The organism is Gracilibacillus sp. D59 (assembly GCF_052246695.1).
GTDB lineage: Bacteria > Bacillota > Bacilli > Bacillales > Amphibacillaceae > Gracilibacillus.
In genome coordinates, this window is record NZ_JBQQCK010000006.1 from 26,013 (window position 1) to 44,576 (window position 18,564).

Below are 18,564 nucleotides of genomic sequence, written 5' to 3' on the forward strand. Positions count from 1 at the left end.
GTCAATAATTGACAATGTATTAATGATGACCGTTTACCAGTATTTTAGATCAACCCCCTAATACTTTTATATCACTTCTCTCTAAAATTTATCACGGTGCTAACAGTCTGTAAGACCAGCCACTTCAAGCTTCAAGTAACACAAGAATAAGTTTAGGGATAACAGACGCTAACACCCTGATAAGTTTCGCTAATGATCAGTGGAGGTCAAAATACCTACTGATCATAGTCTCACTTTATATTTAACAATTTTCCTTAATTGAGTACGCTTTTCAGTCTATCAATATATTACCACAATATTACTAGTTCATTTTCATTACTTTTCACCTGATTGTTCGTTATTAAACATTAAGCTAATGATTCTACATCATTTCAACAATAAAAGTTTTTTGGGAAGTATAAAGCCGAATTAATGAAAAGAATTTAGCGGAGGTTTAAAAGAAATTATTCTACGGTGTAGATAGGAAGCCAGCCATTATGATAAACTGGCTTTTTTATCAATTCGAGAAGCAAGTATATACGGAAGCAAATGTTAACTTCAGCAACTTGAGAGACTCACCGATAGTGAAAGCTATAGGTCTAGTAGCCTTTTCATCGACTAGCTTCGATCGTCTTGTGATCAATATCAATACTTTTTGTTCATCGTGCCCCTAGAAGAAAGACAACAACGATTCATCAGTGTTTCAAGGGCATAGTCTATCAGTCGCTATACGGGCAATCTACTTTTCTTATAGATTCAAACCAGGTTCCACAATCATTTGCCACCATACAATTAAACTAATAATAATAGCTATAAAAACGATTAAACTTTTTACAGCATACGGGAAACGGTTAGGAATAAATTTCAATGCCAAACTAAATACAAGGCCCGCCACCAACATAAATATTACAGCATATATTAGCATGCCTAAAAAATTATCGACAGGCAAACTCATTGATTCTTTAATTATGTCCACATTTACACCTCATTACAACAATAAACGTATTTCATATTTTCTTCACAAATACTATCATACAATATTTTGCCGATTATGAAAGTGTTTTTTCTCGATTTTTATTAATTCATGATAAAAATTGTTAATTTTTGTATATATTTTTTTACACTATGTTAATACCCTCTTTATAAAACTTCTTTATAATCGGCAATGACATACAAGCTAATCTATTAAAGGAGAATTTATTATGTATTCTGTCGAACTAAAACAAGTCGATAAAAGCTATGACAAAGAACAACTTGTTGTCAAAGATGTTAGTGTAACAATTGAACCAGGCGAATTTTTTGTACTTGTTGGACCTTCAGGATGCGGGAAAAGTACACTGTTACGAATGATTGCTGGATTAGAGGAAATAACCTCTGGGTCGATATTGATTGATGGCAATAGAGCAGACCACCTCCCGCCTAGTAAACGTGAACTATCAATGGTTTTTCAAAACTATGCCCTCTATCCACATATGACAGTAGAAGATAATATAACATTTGGTTTAGACGTAAAAAAAATGCAAAAAAAAGAAAAGAAGGAAAAGTGTTATGAAATTGCTGCAATGCTAGGCTTAACAGATTATTTAAAAAGAAAGCCACGTCATTTATCAGGCGGTCAAAGGCAGCGAGTTGCCTTAGCAAGAGCTATTATTACCAACCCCCCCATTTGTTTGATGGATGAACCTTTATCCAATTTAGATGCAAAATTAAGAGCTCATATGCGTTCCGAAATTCGTGAATTACAGAGAAAACTTGGACTCACTTTAATTTATGTTACCCATGATCAAGTCGAAGCAATGACAATGGGAGACCGCATCATGGTATTAAATGAAGGAGTAATTCAACAGGTAGGAAAACCAATCGATGTTTACAATACACCAGCAAATCCTTTTGTCGCAAAATTTATTGGTTCACCACCGATGAATTTAACGACTGGGCTGGTGGATAAAAACACCTCACATATAAAAATTAGTGAGAAAATTTCATTATCTGTTGATCGCTTAACTATGTCAGACTTGAGTAGTGATCATGTAATAGTAGGGATACGCCCTGAGAACATAAGAAATTATGAAGAAACTGCCAGTAGGGATTTATTCTTTCAAGTAACCATCGATCATGTAGAAATTTTAGGTACAGAAACATTGCTGAAATTTAAATGGAATGAAGATTCGATTTGGTACGCCAAATGGTATGGACAATGGGATATTAGAGTTGGTCAGACATTAACATTGACACTAGATCCAGATTCGCTTTGTATCTATGATGGATCCACGGAAAAATTACTTCAAGGTCCAAAAAATATTCAACATCAACATGTTCAAGAGGGAATTGTATGAAAAGTACAGCGGAAATACAAGAAAAATCGTTTAATAAAATAGATACAAAGTGGAGATTCGTTCATTGGAGATCAGCAATTTTATATTTATTGCCATCTATTATTCTTTTTAGTGTGTTTTTATTTTATCCACTTGGAAAAACGTTATATTTAAGCTTCTTTTTAACTGATCAACAAGGGATAGCCAATGTTTTTGTTGGATTGGAGAATTATCAATATATCCTGCAGGCAGAAAGTTTTCATAAAAGTATTAAAGCAACTATTTTATTTGTGCTTTACACAGTACCAACAGGTGTTATCATTTCTCTTTTTCTGGCTTTACTGGCAAATGAAAAAGTAAAAGGTGTCGGCTTTTTTCGAACCATTTATTCATCGACAATGGGTATTTCTGTTGCAGCCTCTGCCGTAGTTTGGTTATTTATTTTCCATCCAAGTATGGGGATTTTAAACCAAATTATAACGTCAATTGGAGGTACTTCAATTGATTGGTTACTACATCCAGACTGGGCGTTAGTTTCTGTTTCAATTACTACGATTTGGATGAATATTGGATTCTCTTTCCTTATTTTGTTAGGTGGTTTGCAAAATATTGATGATCACCTTTATGAAAGTGCCAGAATTTCAGGTGCAAGTTATTTTTATCAACTAAGAAGGATAACGATACCAATGTTATCTCCTACTTTATTTTTTGTTATTACAGTCTCTTTAATTAATGCCTTTCAAACATTTGGACAAGTTGATATTTTAACGCAAGGAGGTCCGTCCGAATCTACTAATTTGATCGTTTATTCTATCTATCGAGAAGCCTTTGTTAATTACCAGTTTGGTACAGCTAGTGCACAATCAATCTTCCTGTTTGTATGTATTTTGATTGTAACCATTTTACAATTTAAGTTTGGGGAAAGGAAGGTGCACTATCAATGAAAATACTTCGATCTCTCATTACATATATGTTGCTGCTTATAACAGCAATAATTATCTTTTTCCCAGTGGTATATGCTTTCTTCATCAGTTTTATGAGTGGCGCAGAACTCTTATCAGGGAAATTCATTCCGGAATCCTTTCATTTCGATAATTATCAAAAAGCATTTGAGCGTTTACCTTTAGCACAATATTTATGGAATAGCTTTTTTGTATCTACTGTCGTGATGTTAGGACAATTACTTGTCAGCGCCCTAGCTGCTTATGCTTTTGTTTTCATTCCTTTTAAAGGAAGAAATATTGTCTTTTTCATCTTTATTTCTACGATGATGATTCCATGGGAAGCAACCATAATTCCGAACTTCCTCACGATTCAACAACTAGACTGGATTAATAATTATCAAAGTTTAACGATACCATTTTTCGCCATCGTATTCGGTACTTTTCTATTACGACAACACTTTCTTACAATACCAAAAGAATTAAAGGAAGCTAGTGATATTGCTGGCTTACGATCTTTTAAATTCTTCTGGAAAGTTGTCATTCCATACTGCCGAACTTCTTTTGTTACATTAGGAGCTTACGGTTTCCTGACTACTTGGAATATGTATCTATGGCCACTGCTTGTGACTAACAATGATGACGTAAGAACCGTCCAAATCGGTTTAAAGCAATTACAAACACAGGAAATGGCAACAGATTGGGGGGTGGTTATGGCAGGAGTAATTATCGTCATCATTCCGACTTTAATCTTGTTGTTTTTAGGGCAAAAGCAATTGCAAAAAGGCCTTGCCCAAGGTGCACTTAAATAATAAGGGGGAATTTTCAATGAAGAAGCTGTTATTGTTGTTACTGACTGTTAATTTACTAGTATTCATCACTGCATGCTCTAATAATGCAGAGAGTGAAGAACCTAACGAGGACACTACAGGAGAAGAGAAACAAACAGATGAAAGCAGCGAGAGTGAAAACACAAGTGAAGAAGAAGCAACAGGCGACAAGGTTGAAGCTGTTTTTTGGCATGCTATGTCTGGAGGAGGTCAAGAATCGATTGAAGCAATTGTCGATAACTTTAATCAATCTCAAGACAAATATAAGATTATCCCAGAATTTCAAGGTTCTTATGAAGAAGCATTAACAAAATTCAGAAGTGTTGGCGGAACAGAGGATGCGCCCGCAATTATTCAGACATTTGAGGTTGGGACTAAATACATGATTGATAGTGGTTTTATTGAACCCGTACAGTCTTTTATTGATGAAGAAGGATATGACATCAGCCAATTAGAAGAAAATATTTTAAATTATTACACGGTCGATGGGCAATTATATTCCATGCCGTTTAACTCGTCTACACCAGTTATGTTATACAACAAAGATGCATTTGAAGAAGCTGGTTTAGATCCAGAAAATCCACCTCAAACGTTTGAAGAAATTAAAGCAGCAGCAGAAAAATTAACCGTTAAAAACGGTGATAATACCGAAAGATATGGTTTCTCCATTCTGAATTACGGTTGGTTTATTGAGGAATTAATTGCTACACAAGGTGGATTATTTGTAAACAATGATAATGGTCGCACAGATGCAGCAACTGAAGCTGTTTTCAACGGTGAAGAAGGATTACGTGTATTCCAGCTAATCGATGAGATGAATAAAGCTGGTACATATGGTAACTTTGGGTCTAATTGGGATGATATTCGTGCTGCATTTCAAACTCAAAACACTGCAATGTATTTAGACTCTTCTGCAGGAGTGGCTAATACTGTTGAAAATGCACCATTTGAAGTCGGTGTTTCTTATATTCCTTATTCAGAAGAAGCTGAGCGTAATGGTGTTATTATTGGTGGTGCGTCTCTTTGGATGTCTAATGGCATTGATCAAGAAAAACAACAAGCGGCATGGGAGTTCATGAAATTCTTACAAACGCCAGAAAGCCAAGCGAAATGGCACATTGACACTGGGTACTTCGCTATTAATCCTGCTGCCTATGAAGAAGAAATTGTACAAGAAAAATGGGAAGAGTACCCTCAATTAAAAGTTACGGTTGATCAATTACAAGAAACTAAACCATCTTATGCAACACAAGGTGCTTTAATTTCCGTTTTCCCTGAAGCTAGACAACAAGTCGTAACAGCTATGGAAAATGTATTACAAGGTACAGATCCTCAAGAAGCATTAGATCAAGCAGCAGAGGAAACGAACCGGGTAATAGAACAAGCCAACCGGGCAAATCAATAAGCTAATAAGACGATCTTCTAATAAATTTCAAAAACCCGTTTCATTGTTGAAACGGGTTTTATAATAAGAATTTCATTTACTTAACGATAAAGTGAGGCTATGATCAGTGGGGTTTTGACCCCCACTGATCATTAGCGAAACTTATTAGGGTGTTAGCGTCTGTTATCCCTAAACATATCTTTGTGTTACTTGAAGTGGCGGTCTTACAGACGGTTAGCACCGTGATAAATTTGATCTATTTTGTTGTATTCTTCATCTGTTAACGTAACATCTAATGTTTTCAAATTATCTACAACTTGACTTGGTCGCTTGGCACCTGGAATAATCGCATCAATTAATGGATTTTTTAAATACCAGGCTAGCACTAAATGAGCTGTTTCAACCCCTTTATCAGCAGCCATTTGATTTACTTTTTCCACACGATTCAGCTCTCGATCAAATTGTTCACCTTTAAAGTGATCCATATTCTTACGCAGATCCTTAAACTGGTCGCCTTTTCGATATTTACCTGCTAACAATCCTGCAGCAAGTGGAAAATATGGGACAAATGAAATTCTCTGTTCCTTTAAGTATGGAAACAATTCTTTTTCTGCCTGACGATTAATTAAATTATACTCGCCTTGAAAAACATCCACATATCCATCTTTATTTGCTTCTTTTAATTGTTCGAGTGAAAAATTCGATACACCAATCGATCTTATTTTCCCCTGTTCTCTTAACTCATACAACGCTCCGACCGCTTCATCTTTAGGCGTCTCTTTATCAGGAAAATGAATATAAAATAAATCGATATATTCCGTTTGCAATCGATTCAGACTTTCTTCAACCGTTTGTTTGAGAAAGGCTGGAGAATTGTCGGTAACCATTTCATTCCCATCTGGACGATGACAGCCTTTTGTTGCAACTATCATTTCATTCCTTTTACCAGTTTCACTTAAGACCTGGCCAATCAACTCTTCTGATCTCCCTGGGCCATAAATATAAGCCGTATCTAGAAAGTTAATCCCTTCATTAATTGCTGTACGGATTAACTCTTTACCTGTATCTTCATTTAAATCAGGATACAAATTGTGTCCACCAACTGCATTCGCCCCTAAACCTATTGGATTAACATATAAATCTGTTTTTCCTAGTTGAACATTTCCCGCCACATTAATCCCTCCATTATTACAGTAATTCTTTGATTACGGCTTCAGGTTGTTCCTCATTTAACCCTTGCAACATATTTTTTGCCGCAAAAAATTTCATTTCTTCTCGAGTCTCAGCTGTTGCAGACCCTATATGTGGTAAGGTAACAACATTGTCCATTTTCAATAGTGGATTATTTGGATCTACAGGCTCCTGTTCAAATACGTCTAGCCCTGCACCGGCTATTTTTTTCTCCTGTAACGCCTTAATCATTGCTGCTTCATCCACTACCTTACCTCTGGATGCATTAATAAAAAAGCAAGAGTCTTTCATTTTTTCAAAAGCTGTCGCATCAATTAAGTGCAATGTTTCTTTTGTTAATGGGGTCATCAGTAAAATAAAATCAGATTCTTGTAATAAAACATCGATATCTTGGTATAGTAGCCCTAATTCTGCTTCTATCTTTTCCTTTCGTGAACGATTATAATATGTAACATCCATTTCAAAACCTAACTTCGCTCTTCTAGCTACTTTTTCACCGATTCTTCCCATTCCGATTATTCCAAGTTTTTTATGATGTACATTATGACCAAATAACGGGGCATCGACAGCTTTTACCCATTTACCTTGTTTAACATATTGATCTAACTCAATTATTCTTCTTGCACTGCTAAGTATTAAACCAAAAATAAGATCTGCTACGGTCTCATCTAATACATATGGTGTATGTGTCGCAATCACCTGTGAACGCTTTAATGCATTGACATCAAAATTATCATAACCAACTGAAATATTACTTACTACTTCCAGTTGATCTGCACGCTGAAGTAATTCATCATCAATGCTGTCTTTTACAGTAATAAGACCATGGAAACTTCCTATTGTGTTTAAAAGTTGTTCTCTTGGCATTTGTTCTGGACTATCCCAAGTTGTTAATTCTACGTGTTCTTGCAGATAGTTTTTTACTGTTTCAGGAATTGGTTCGGTGACTAATACTTTTTTTCGCATAGTGGCCTCCTTAGAATTACTGATCTATTATTATATTATCACGAACTGTTTGAATAATCGAAAAATGAGCATAGGAAAAGCTGGGCAAAACCCGCCCAGTCTTATAACAATATGCTAAGTAGGTCTGTGGATATTGCTATTAGTTGTCATTATGAAATATATCGACCGTTTGATCACCACTCCGGCTGCAAAAGTTTTTTTGCACACAATTTTTTCCTCTCAATAAAGAAGATCCTCTATAAAGAAGATCGTTCGGTATTGCGAGAAGTATTTTCTCTAACGTTCCGCACGTAGTTTCATAATGACGCCTGCAGTTTCTTCAATTGATTTATCAGAAACATTAATGATTGGACAATCCAGCTTTTTCATTAAAGCGTTTGCTGTTTTTAATTCCCGCTTAATTTGATCCATTGAAGCATATTTTGACTGTGCTGGTAATCCTAACGTTTTTAATCTTTCCGTTCTGATTTTTAATAAATGACCCGGATCAATCGTCAATCCAATAATCATGCGGTCAGCTGGTTGAAACAACTCTTCCGGTGCTTCCATATCTGGCAAAATAGGTAGGTTGGCGGTCTTGATCCCTTTATGTGCCAAAAAAATACTTAATGGTGTTTTGGACGTTCTAGAAACCCCAATTAATACTACATCTGCTAGTAATAATCCTTTTACATCTTTTCCATCATCATATTTGACTGCAAATTCTACTGCTTCTATTCGTTTAAAATACTCTTCATCTAACACTTGACGCTGACCAGGCTCTGGTTTTGGATTACCATTGAATGTGTCAATATACGCTTGCATCATAGGACCCATTACATCAACCGCACGTATATCATAACGAATTGCGCTCTGTTGCATTTTTGCCCTCAACTCGGGTTGAACGAGTGTATATGCAATAAAACTATGATTTGCTCTTACTTCTTGGACAATCGCTTCAATTTCCTCTTCTGATTGGATATGGCTATATCGTTTTACTTGTACATTACTACTCGTAAATTGTCTAATCGTTGCCCTAACAACTGCCTCAGCTGTCTCCCCAACTGCATCGGAACATACATAAATAAACGACTGATTATCTACCATCTTAAGACTCCCCTTTATGCTGTGCTTCAGATCCCATATCAATTAATGCCTTTACAATATTTGTTTTGGTGATCCGACCAATCACTTTAAAAGCTTGGCTATCTTCGATGGCTTTCACCACAGGTAAACTATCTACTTCGTAATACACCATCATTTTCGCTGCTTCGTAAACACTTTTATCTGCTTCTATCGAGTACACTTTTGGTTGCCTTGTCATTACTAATTGTACTGGCATCGATGCTGCTTGAGGATTCCCTAAAGTTACCTTTAAAAGATCTTTGCGTGATACTATCCCCTCTAGTTGATTATTATCATCAACAACTATCAGTGATCCAACATCCTCTATAAATAGTGATATAACAGCATCGTTTACGGTTGTATTGCCTTGTACAGTAACAGCAACACCTTGAATATCTTTGACAAGCGTTTGTTTCCAAATATCTTGTTGATTGGTCTGATTGACACCTTTGGATAAAAAATATCCTACTTTTGGTTTGGCTTCAATATGGCCTGTCATTACTAACACAGCTAAATCAGAACGAAGTGTTCCCTTACTTACACCAAGCATTTCCGCTATTTGTTCTGCAGTAATAGGTTCATGCTTTGCTAAAATATTCATAATTTCTTTTTGTCTATTTGTAAAGTCGATCATACTCTTCCTCCTGGTTTTCATACCAAAACAAACGCAATGATTATAGGATTATCATAACATATTTTCAAAAGGGAAATGGAAAAAGGCATATTAATAAATCATTAATTATATGTAAATCTTCTTCTTTTCCAAGTAATGATTTATTAATTTTCTCGTAGCCAGACCAGCATTTCTCCTTTCCCACGATTCCCCCAATAGCTGTACGGAATTGCTTGCCATTCTATCATCTCTTCATCAGGCACTTGATCAAACATATATAATCCCGACGCTGATACTAATTCTTTTACTCCGGATCCTTTAATTATTGATATACTCTCTAATGTAGACGAACTATTTGTTACGACCATCTGTTCGTGTGGGTTGATTTTAATCGCATGCAGATCGTTGCCATTATCCACTTCTTCTAAACAATAGATAATAGGGCCTCTTTGAATTGCTACTTTTCCAGCATTTTCTCTTACTTTCGGATTAGAACGAACGATATGAATACTCATATCAAATTCTATCGTCACTTCATCTTGAGGATGCCATTGTTGTGATAGATAGACATAACCATCTTTAACTTTGTCCACCTCTACCTTTACACCATTAATCATAACACGAATTTTTTTAGACCATGCCGGTTGTCGAAATGCTAAAGTAAATGTATTACTTTTCTCTAACTGAAGCGCAATGCTCACTTCTCCTGACCATGGATAGTCTGTCTTTTGTGTAAGTATAACTTCTTGATTATTTATCTTAAAGTTTGTTTGATTCCCGACATAGAGGTGTGTATATATGGTGTTATCTGTTTGCGTATAAATATAGTTACCAAGTGACGTTAATAATCTCGCAATATTAGGTGGACAGCAAGCACAACCAAACCACCCCACCCTTTCGGATTCAACATGTTGATGATCATGACGGTATTCGGTTATTTCAGGATTCACCTCTAATGGATTAACATAGAAATATTTTTTCCCATCTAGTGACATTCCGCTAAGAACGCCATTATACAATGCTTTTTCCATCACATCTCCATAGGTTTGTTTTGCTTCAATTTGTAACATTCGTTGCGCCCAAAACACTAAACCGATCGACGCACATGTTTCAGCGTATGCCACATTGTTTGGCAAATCATAGTCTAAAGTAAAACGTTCCCCATGCCCTTGTGACCCAATACCTCCTGTAATATACATCCTTTTTTCTACAACATTTTTCCATAAGACTTCTAATCGTTCTTTCCACTTTTCCGAGTTCGTATACTTAACAAGATCTGCCATACCGGCATATAAATAAACCGCTCGAACAGCATGTCCTTCTGCTGTATCCTGTTCATCCAATGGAGCATGTGCCTGGTGGTAATCTAGCTGGAACCATTTGTCGTTATGAGTTAAACCTAGTGAAGATTCTTTCAGAAAAACACTAGGTTGCTTACCTCTTTCTTCTATAAAATAAACCATTAAATCAAAATATTTATCTTCACCTGTCACCTCGTACAATTTAACCAAAGCCAACTCTAACTCCGGATGACCAGGATATGTTTTCAACTTTCCTTCTTCAGAACCTATGACTGTTATAATATAATCCATATATTTTGAAACAATCGTTAATAAGGACTCTTTCCCTGTCGCTTCATAAAAAGCAACCGCCGCTTCGACCATATGTCCTGCACAATATAATTCGTGACCATGACATATATCTTTCCACCGTTTTTCAGGCTCTTTAACAGTGAAGTAAGTATTAAGATAACCATTTTCTAGTTGGGCTTTACCTATTAAATCAATTATTTCATCTATCGTTTTCTCCAATTCAGGATCATAGTTATAGATTAAACTGTAACTAGCTGCTTCTAACCACTTTGCAACATCACTATCCTGAAAAACCATCCCTTTAAATTCACCATCTGAAAGTCCTGCTGCAATCCGGAAGTTTTCAATAGCATGGCTTGGTGCCGCACCTGGAATATTATCATTTAAGGCATCCCATTGGTAGGGAATAATGACATCTTTTGCTAAATCAATTTTACTTTTCCAAAAATCGTCAGTTATATGTACTTGCTTTAATGGAATTGTCTTAGCATTTACCTTCATTTTCATCCACCTCTATTGTAATCGCTTTCTTATAAGTATAAAAGATGTAAGTACAAGAAGCTAATATTACGATTCACAATAGATTACAAATCTACTTTTTTATTGTATGATTAGGTTTAACGCTTACTTGAGGGGACATATACATATGCGGTTAAATAAAAAAACAAATTTTTATCTATTGTTATTTGTTATTTTCGGCGGTTTCTTGATTTTTGGTGTGTCAGAAAATATAAAAGGTCCTGCACTTCCTGATATGCAACAGGAATTATCATTAAGTGATGGAACATTAGGTGTTTTATTAGCGATCAATGCTTTTGGTTTTCTACTCGCTTGTACGTATACGTCATGGCTAATTTCTAAAATTGGAGCGAAAACCACGAGTATACTAACCTTTGTATTAATGGCGATTTCCGGCATCTTTATCTATTTTTCTACTAATTTCACCTCCCTTGTTGGTGCTTATTTCTTACTATATATCGGAAATGGCATGCTTGAAATAAGTCTTGCGATAATTGCTGCCCGATTATTTACGAAACATACAGGAACAATGCTTAATTTATCTCATTTCTTTTACGGGCTTGGATCAACGGTCGCACCAATAGTTGCTGCGCAAATGATGGGTTGGGAAATCAACGCAACGGATTTAGGGTGGCGAGGTATGTATTTAATCATGCTTTCGTTGTCGGTATTACCAATTATTCCAGTTGTGTTAAGCCGTTTTCCTCAAGAGGAAGGAAATGAAGAAGACGATCGAACATCTATAAAAAAATTAAGCAAAGACCCTATTGCTTGGCTAATTGTATTTGCGTTAACAATGGGAGTAACAGCTGAATTAGGAATTGCTGCTTGGCTTGTAAACTATTTAGTCAAAGTGAGTGAATGGACCATTTCCGAAGCTTCGGGAATGTTATCCATATTCTTTTTTTCCTTTATGTTAGCTAGGCTATTACTTGGTCCTGTAACCGATAAATTTGGCTATGCGATATCGATAATTGTTTTTTCATTCTTTGCAGGTATTTTAAGTTTAATTCCTATTTTTACAGGAGATAGTCTTGCTATTTTATTTGCGATTGCAGGTTTTGGAATTGGACCGATTTATCCAACGATGATGGCGTTACTGGCCAGAAAGTATACAAAAGGAACAGATACGGCTATTACGTTTACGGTAGTCCTTATTGGCATCGGTGGTGTAGTAACCAATTTGATGATAGGTTATATTATCGAATGGGTTACCAATCTATCATTTGGCGCTACTTTTGAAGAGAGTAACAGAATTGGAATGCAGGCAGGTTATTTCTTCATTGCAATGACTGCCATACTATGCGGACTGGCAACATGGGAGATATATAGAAGATTTAAAAAAGAAGGAAACATTCTATAAAGTGAGACTTATGATCAGTGGGGTCTTACAGACGGTTAGCACCGTGATAAATATTCATAAACTCAATTAAGCGTTGATAATAACTGTGGACTTGTGAACACTTTAAATTACTTCATTCCATCCTGATGTAAGTTGAGTGCTTGCATACGCTCCAGCACTCCCTATGAAAGAATGGAAGAAAACAAATCCGTATAAGAGTTATTTCGCAGTTTATGTATAAAATGATTTGGGATATTCTTTGTTAAAAAAGATCAATTCATCTTTAATTAAATGAATTGATCTTTTCATATTACTATAGGCAATCTTATATTACTGTGTTAACCCCTCGATTGTCATTTCTTCTACGGTTGCTGTTCCATTATCTAATAGTTGAACTTCCGCGTTTATTCTATCTCCTTTTTCTAAGAAAATGGCTAACGGTGATTTACTGGCGTTTACTATATAAATAGTCGAGTCATTTGTTAATAAGAATTGCACTACTTGACCTTGTTCTGTTGATGTAACTAATACACGATCCACTTCACCTGAAATCGGCTCAGTGACTTTATCCTCTGTCGCTCCCACATTGCCAGGTGCTTGCAATAGTGCCATTCGATAAGCATCCAATGTTTGGTTAGCAGTATCACCAAATACAGCAAAGTCAGAATCATTTGCCTTAATATAGGCAAATTGTTTATGCAAGCCGTTTGGATCCAGGACATTAACTACCCATGTTGGATTTCCATCAATATTATATAGAACAGGCATATACCCTTCCCATTTCTTCTCAGGGAATTGTTTATTGACAATTTGCTTAGCACCCTCACTATCCATAATAGCGGTGTTCTTTTTTCCACCAAAATAGATTAATTCCCCACTACGGGCATCTACTAATGTATAACCTAGAGCAGAATCAATATTTTCTTTCGGTGAAGTCATATCTGTAAAGTAGAACATATCGCCATTCTCATCAAAAATCGGCGTTACTCCGGATTCCGAACCGGATTCATTAGGAATTTTCACATCTCTTTTTCCAAATACACTATTTAACCATCCATGAACATATTTTCCAAAATAATTATTTTCTAATGTTGCCATTTCGGAACTGATTGATCCTTCAATAAATGCTGGTGCTTCCTTTGTATCAAACATCTGCATATCACCAGAAACAGGATCGATAACCACCACTTTTACATCTTCTAAGTTCGGTTTATTCGTTACATGCATCGGTCGATAAATCGTTTGTACATACCAAGGTTTACCATCATCATCTACTTCAATCTGTGCTTCACCACTTTGAATATAGTGCGGATATTTATTATAGATAACACGTTGAACATATTTGTTAAAATAACTGGAGTTAGTATATTGCATGGCACTTTCATGAAACTTTGGCTGTGCATTTATATTTGTTGCTGAAATGGTAAAATATCCTTCTGTTTCTTTCCCTCTCAGATACTTCCAGAAACCTGCAAACTCCACAGGTGCAACATATACAATTTCTTCATCCACTTTTTGCACTTGTAATTTTCCTAAATCATAGAACTGTGGATTCGGTACTGCACTCATCGCTTTCTGAATCTTATTTCTGGCGAATTCCGGTGCTACCGTTATTGGTGTTTCATCTTTCGTTAATGGTTTTGCTTCATCTTCTTGCTGAACGGAAATACGTTGATTTGCTTCATCAAGTGTCGTAAACCCTAATATAATGACAACAATCATTCCGATTAAACCAATACTGAAAATTAAGAGTAATGGCTTCAATACTTTTGTTTCTGCCTTTTCACCAGGTTGAATCACATATAGGAATAATGGTATTAACACTACTGCTACGATTATGTTAGCAATTAACATGTTCGGTACAGTAATCGCAGGCATCATAAGATAGAAAATAATACCTGTTACCAAATATCCAATACCAAACAAAATTAAACCATGCTTCAAAACTCGTGAAGCATTTAACGATGAAATACTTACAGTAATAATTACTCCTACTAAATATAAAATCATTGCAATTACAGTTGCAATTAAGACTCCTATCATTCTTACTCCTCCTCATGTTTGCTACTATTCTATACGATTGCCAAGAGGAAAGGTTTCAATTAATTCAATTCATCCGCCGTTAATCGAAAGATAAAGGCTTTATTACCTCCACCAGATCCTGAACCATTATTTCCTGAAATATAGTCATCTACAGATAGAATATCATGATTAGTTCCATATGGCACCCATCCAAAAGTTAGTTTATTTGCAGATGGAGAAACGACAAAGAAATCATTCGTCTGGTTGGTAGGTAGTTGAAAATTAGGGATGACTTTTCCCCAAGCATTCGAAATCTTTTCCACTCCAGATTGTTCAGTTGTTATGTCTATTCTTTTCATTAATTGCATTTCTGGATGATAATAATCATTCCCTTGCGTTATGCCATACTGTCGCTCCCGTTGTCCTACAATTTCTATATAGCTTAGATTAGGGGCTGGTCTGACATTCCATATCAAATAAAAAGATTCCGAATCACTTTTATCAAGCTTCCACACCGTATACGATCCCATCGAATTATGACCTATGCTTAACCATTGATTATTCCGCCATTCCCAAAAGGCTTGTGCATAATCATATTGAATTGAAATAAATAGTACCACAACATGTTTTTCACCTAAAAAAATTATATCTTGTATTTCCTTAACTTCTTGCTGGTGATACTCATCAATTTGTTTTTTGATGACTCCCTTTGATAAGAATGGGTCAGGTTCTGAAAAATAATAATGATAACTAATCCAAAAGATTACTCCAAGTAAAATAACGGCGCTTAATAAGATTATACTTTTTTTACGTTTCATCAACTTGTCACTCCCACAATCGCCGTTCTGTTTCAAAATAGTATTGCTGCTCTGGAGTAGAAACGATCAAACCATGACCATCTCGATCTAAAAATATTGTTGTAATGTAACCACTTCCCCACTTGGATTTAATCCCCTCTAACATGTAAGGAAATTCTTCTGCGTGTTCTTGTTCCACTTGAATATCTTCATCTCGCCATTGCCCAAGATCCAGATCTTCTCTTGTTGCTGTTTTCAATGCTTCAGAAAATGTTTCTGGATCTAACGAAATATTTTCTCCTGATGGATGAATCGTAATGACCTCTACATTCTCTACATTGGCCAGAAAAGTCTCTACTTCATCTTCAGGATAAATGATTGATTGTAACAAGATCGCTATTAGTCCTGAAAAAATTAATAAATAACTGGATAAAAACCCCCACCAAGCATATGTGCGTGCTCGTTGCCAACGTTCTGCATCCTTGCGCATGAAAAAATAAATAATCCAAACACCTAAAGGTAAGATAGGAATTTTCCATTCATTCTCCATGTTCCAATGAATATCAAAAGTAAACATTCCAACAAAAATAAGGATAGCAACTTTCCAAATGGCCATCTTTTCATCTTTTTTGCGATAAAAATAAATAGCCCCTAAAACAATTACTAGCCATATTGGAATACTTGCCAGCAACTCCACTATATCAATATTAATCACAAATAATCCTCCTACTTCATTACGGTAACGCTACATAACCAGTTTGATCTATAAGATATTGACCTTGTTCTGACTGAATCCATTCCAATAATGGTGAAACATTGGGGTTATCACTCCCAGCAGTAATCGCATAGAATTCTGCAACCACCGGATAGGAATTATTTTGAATATTTTCTTTCGTTGGGGCAACACCGTTAATCGCAATATGTTTGATTTCACCGTTCTCTACCATTTCTTGTGAAAAAAAACGGAATGAATAACCTATTGCATTACGATGGTTTTGATAATTAGACGTTTCACGAATGATTCCACCCATCCCAGAAATAATTTCGTCAGCAGGAGGTTCCATAAGTGACTTCCCATCCATAAAGCGAATTAAAGCTGACTGACTGCCACTACCCTCTGGACGCTGAAAAGCTCGAATTTGCTCGTCATTACCGCCTACATCTTTCCAATTGGTAATCTCCCCTGCGAATATGGCTTGAATTTCTTCGACTGTTAACGATTCGATCGGATTACTCTCATTGACAAAAAAGACAAATGCTTCTCTTCCTATAGGGGTAAGTGATAATTCAACATCTTGTTTTTCTGCTTTTTCATATTGCTGTTCAGATGGCTCTGCGATAAATGCAATATCGACTTCGCCATAAATCAAATTGTTAAAAGCACCTGATGTTTGATTAGACATTACTTCACTATTTTCTAAGCTATAATCTTTTTCCGGATAGACTGCTTGAGCAAAACTGGCATACACAGGGTATAGTGCTGTAGCACCATCCAATCGAGGCAGATTCTCCTCTATTTGTAACGTAGACTCTTTATTTAAGTCGGCAGCTTTTGTATCATCTGCAAAAGGTTGATATACTTTTAAATCCACATCCTGAGTACTGACAATTTCAAGACTTTTAAGATAATATTGATAGCCCTCATAACTTCCGACAGTTACACCAGCTATTACAAGAAATGTAACACTTACTATTTTCACTGCACGCACTTTCCATTTCTCGTAAATTAATAATACCGAAATAATCATTAATCCTATCATGACAATCGGGATATATGTACCATAAAATTGCTGACTCTTAGTCGTCAGCGAAACAATCCATAAAAACAAACCAGCAAAACCAATTCCAAACACTACTATCAAACTTGCAAAAACCCTCATATGTCTCCCTCCAAAAAACCTAAATCTAAATTAATAGGAACCATCCAGATTATACCATACAAATCCGAATCAGAGGGATCGAAATTTAATCAATATATTTTCTCCAGCCATTCTTGAATGGTGGATTTTTCTCTGATTAATTCCACATTTTTTTGTTCGATAATCGTGCCGTTTTTCATTACGATTACTTCATCTAAAATTGGCTCTACTTCCAACAATTCATGAGTAGTAATGATTAAAGACTGTGATTCTAAATCAATAAATTGAATTATTCCTTTGATTATTTTTTCCTTTACTAGCGGATCAAGACCTGCTAATGGTTCATCTACAACTAAGAAAGGAACTTCTCTTGCTATCGTCACCATCATTTTCACTCGGCCTAATTGCCCTTTCGATAGATATTTGATTTTTTCTTTTCGTTCTAATTCAAAAAAATCTGCTAATGATTCTGCTCGCTCTCGGTTAAAGTCCGCAAATTGCGAGTGATAAAAATCGATTAATTGCCGATAGAAAAATAATCAAAAAATACGCTTAGTCAGGACTATATGAAATTTGATTTCTTCGGTCCAATTCAAGGTTAATAGTTCCTTGATTTGGACGTAATAAACCAGCCAAAACTTTTATTAGAGTTGTTTTACCACTGCCATTTTCACCAATTATTCCGATAATTTTTCCTGTATCAATAAAAAGTTGCAATATTAAAATGAAAAAGAGGTACTAATCAACAAATGATTGTACCTCTTCTAAAATTATTCATTTTCTCAAATATATTTATTCATACCTTGTTACATCAACTTGATCCAATATCATATCATTTAACTTTTCATTAACCACTAATTGAAACCTGTGAAGCTGCTCACGTTGTTGGGCATTGGCACTAGCCATCACCCTGTCAATACTTTGCGATAATTTTTCTAATTCTAAATGCGCATTTGTATAGTCTTCATTTAACAAAAACTGATTTCGATTAGACATATCTAATTGCTCTTCTGCTTGTTGGATAATATGCTGTCCTTCAATAAGTAAATTTTCAACAGAATCTCTTGTTGCCATCGTGATCACCTCAAATTTAGTGTATGACAAGCGATA

17 protein-coding genes and 1 pseudogene are annotated in these 18,564 nt (G+C 35.6%); 5 read left to right on the plus strand and 13 right to left on the minus strand.

What is annotated here, in order from left to right:
- Nucleotides 1-727 precede the first annotated feature (727 nt).
- Complete coding sequence (locus tag ACTWP4_RS11595) at nt 728-955, minus strand: hypothetical protein (protein ID WP_443128929.1); 228 nt, start codon at nt 953-955, stop codon at nt 728-730.
- Between the two features lie 226 nt (nt 956-1,181).
- Between ACTWP4_RS11595 and ACTWP4_RS11600 the strand changes: the two genes are divergently transcribed.
- The 4 genes from ACTWP4_RS11600 to ACTWP4_RS11615 are packed head-to-tail and all read left to right on the plus strand — an operon-like array spanning nt 1,182 to nt 5,470.
- Nucleotides 1,182-2,315 (plus strand): ABC transporter ATP-binding protein, encoded by a 1,134-nt coding sequence (locus ACTWP4_RS11600; protein WP_443128930.1) that lies wholly within the window; start codon nt 1,182-1,184, stop codon nt 2,313-2,315.
- Nucleotides 2,312-3,238 carry a carbohydrate ABC transporter permease gene (locus tag ACTWP4_RS11605; protein WP_443128931.1) on the plus strand — a complete coding sequence of 309 codons (927 nt, stop codon included), beginning with the start codon at nt 2,312-2,314 and terminating at the stop codon, nt 3,236-3,238. Before ACTWP4_RS11600 ends, ACTWP4_RS11605 begins: the two co-directional genes overlap by 4 nt.
- Complete coding sequence (locus tag ACTWP4_RS11610) at nt 3,235-4,047, plus strand: carbohydrate ABC transporter permease (RefSeq protein ID WP_443128932.1); 813 nt, start codon at nt 3,235-3,237, stop codon at nt 4,045-4,047. Before ACTWP4_RS11605 ends, ACTWP4_RS11610 begins: the two co-directional genes overlap by 4 nt.
- A gap of 16 nt (nt 4,048-4,063) precedes the next feature.
- Complete coding sequence (locus ACTWP4_RS11615; RefSeq protein ID WP_443128933.1) at nt 4,064-5,470, plus strand: ABC transporter substrate-binding protein; 1,407 nt, start codon at nt 4,064-4,066, stop codon at nt 5,468-5,470.
- Nucleotides 5,471-5,673: 203 nt separating this feature from the next.
- Here ACTWP4_RS11615 and ACTWP4_RS11620 read toward each other — a convergent pair whose 3' ends face one another.
- The 5 genes from ACTWP4_RS11620 to ACTWP4_RS11640 all read right to left on the minus strand — a co-directional run bounded on the left by ACTWP4_RS11620 (nt 5,674) and on the right by ACTWP4_RS11640 (nt 11,416).
- Entirely contained in the window at nt 5,674-6,621 is a 948-nt protein-coding gene (locus ACTWP4_RS11620) for an aldo/keto reductase (protein WP_443128934.1), read from the minus strand.
- A 16-nt stretch (nt 6,622-6,637) separates the two neighbouring features.
- Complete coding sequence (locus ACTWP4_RS11625) at nt 6,638-7,606, minus strand: 2-hydroxyacid dehydrogenase (protein WP_443128935.1); 969 nt, start codon at nt 7,604-7,606, stop codon at nt 6,638-6,640.
- Nucleotides 7,607-7,882: 276 nt separating this feature from the next.
- Entirely contained in the window at nt 7,883-8,692 is an 810-nt protein-coding gene (locus tag ACTWP4_RS11630) for a pyruvate, water dikinase regulatory protein (RefSeq protein ID WP_443128936.1), read from the minus strand.
- Between the two features lies 1 nt (nt 8,693).
- Nucleotides 8,694-9,344 (minus strand): helix-turn-helix transcriptional regulator, encoded by a 651-nt coding sequence (locus tag ACTWP4_RS11635; protein WP_443128937.1) that lies wholly within the window; start codon nt 9,342-9,344, stop codon nt 8,694-8,696.
- Nucleotides 9,345-9,487: 143 nt separating this feature from the next.
- Nucleotides 9,488-11,416 (minus strand): glycoside hydrolase family 127 protein, encoded by a 1,929-nt coding sequence (locus ACTWP4_RS11640; RefSeq protein WP_443128938.1) that lies wholly within the window; start codon nt 11,414-11,416, stop codon nt 9,488-9,490.
- 145 nt (nt 11,417-11,561) lie between these two features.
- Here ACTWP4_RS11640 and ACTWP4_RS11645 point away from each other — a divergent pair, with 145 nt between their 5' ends.
- On the plus strand, nt 11,562-12,797 hold the full coding sequence (locus ACTWP4_RS11645; protein WP_443128939.1) for an MFS transporter: 1,236 nt from the start codon (nt 11,562-11,564) through the stop codon (nt 12,795-12,797).
- A 309-nt stretch (nt 12,798-13,106) separates the two neighbouring features.
- Here ACTWP4_RS11645 and ACTWP4_RS11650 read toward each other — a convergent pair whose 3' ends face one another.
- From ACTWP4_RS11650 to ACTWP4_RS11680, 7 genes and pseudogenes are all read right to left on the minus strand, one after another.
- Nucleotides 13,107-14,819 carry a DNA-binding protein gene (locus ACTWP4_RS11650; RefSeq protein ID WP_443128940.1) on the minus strand — a complete coding sequence of 571 codons (1,713 nt, stop codon included), beginning with the start codon at nt 14,817-14,819 and terminating at the stop codon, nt 13,107-13,109.
- Nucleotides 14,820-14,878: 59 nt separating this feature from the next.
- Nucleotides 14,879-15,616, minus strand: a complete 738-nt coding sequence (locus tag ACTWP4_RS11655) for a hypothetical protein (RefSeq protein WP_443128941.1) — start codon at nt 15,614-15,616, stop codon at nt 14,879-14,881.
- Nucleotides 15,617-15,623: 7 nt separating this feature from the next.
- Nucleotides 15,624-16,310 (minus strand): hypothetical protein, encoded by a 687-nt coding sequence (locus tag ACTWP4_RS11660; protein WP_443128942.1) that lies wholly within the window; start codon nt 16,308-16,310, stop codon nt 15,624-15,626.
- Between the two features lie 19 nt (nt 16,311-16,329).
- Nucleotides 16,330-17,475: a PstS family phosphate ABC transporter substrate-binding protein gene (locus tag ACTWP4_RS11665; protein ID WP_443128943.1), complete on the minus strand. Its 1,146-nt coding sequence runs from the start codon at nt 17,473-17,475 to the stop codon at nt 16,330-16,332.
- A gap of 89 nt (nt 17,476-17,564) precedes the next feature.
- Complete coding sequence (locus ACTWP4_RS11670) at nt 17,565-17,843, minus strand: hypothetical protein (RefSeq protein WP_443128944.1); 279 nt, start codon at nt 17,841-17,843, stop codon at nt 17,565-17,567.
- A gap of 199 nt (nt 17,844-18,042) precedes the next feature.
- Nucleotides 18,043-18,180, minus strand: a pseudogene (locus ACTWP4_RS11675) (ATP-binding cassette domain-containing protein); the annotation flags it as partial.
- Nucleotides 18,181-18,246: 66 nt separating this feature from the next.
- A complete protein-coding gene (locus tag ACTWP4_RS11680; protein ID WP_443128945.1) occupies nt 18,247-18,528 on the minus strand; it encodes a DUF2524 family protein in 282 nt (93 codons plus the stop codon).
- Nucleotides 18,529-18,564: the final 36 nt, after the last annotated feature.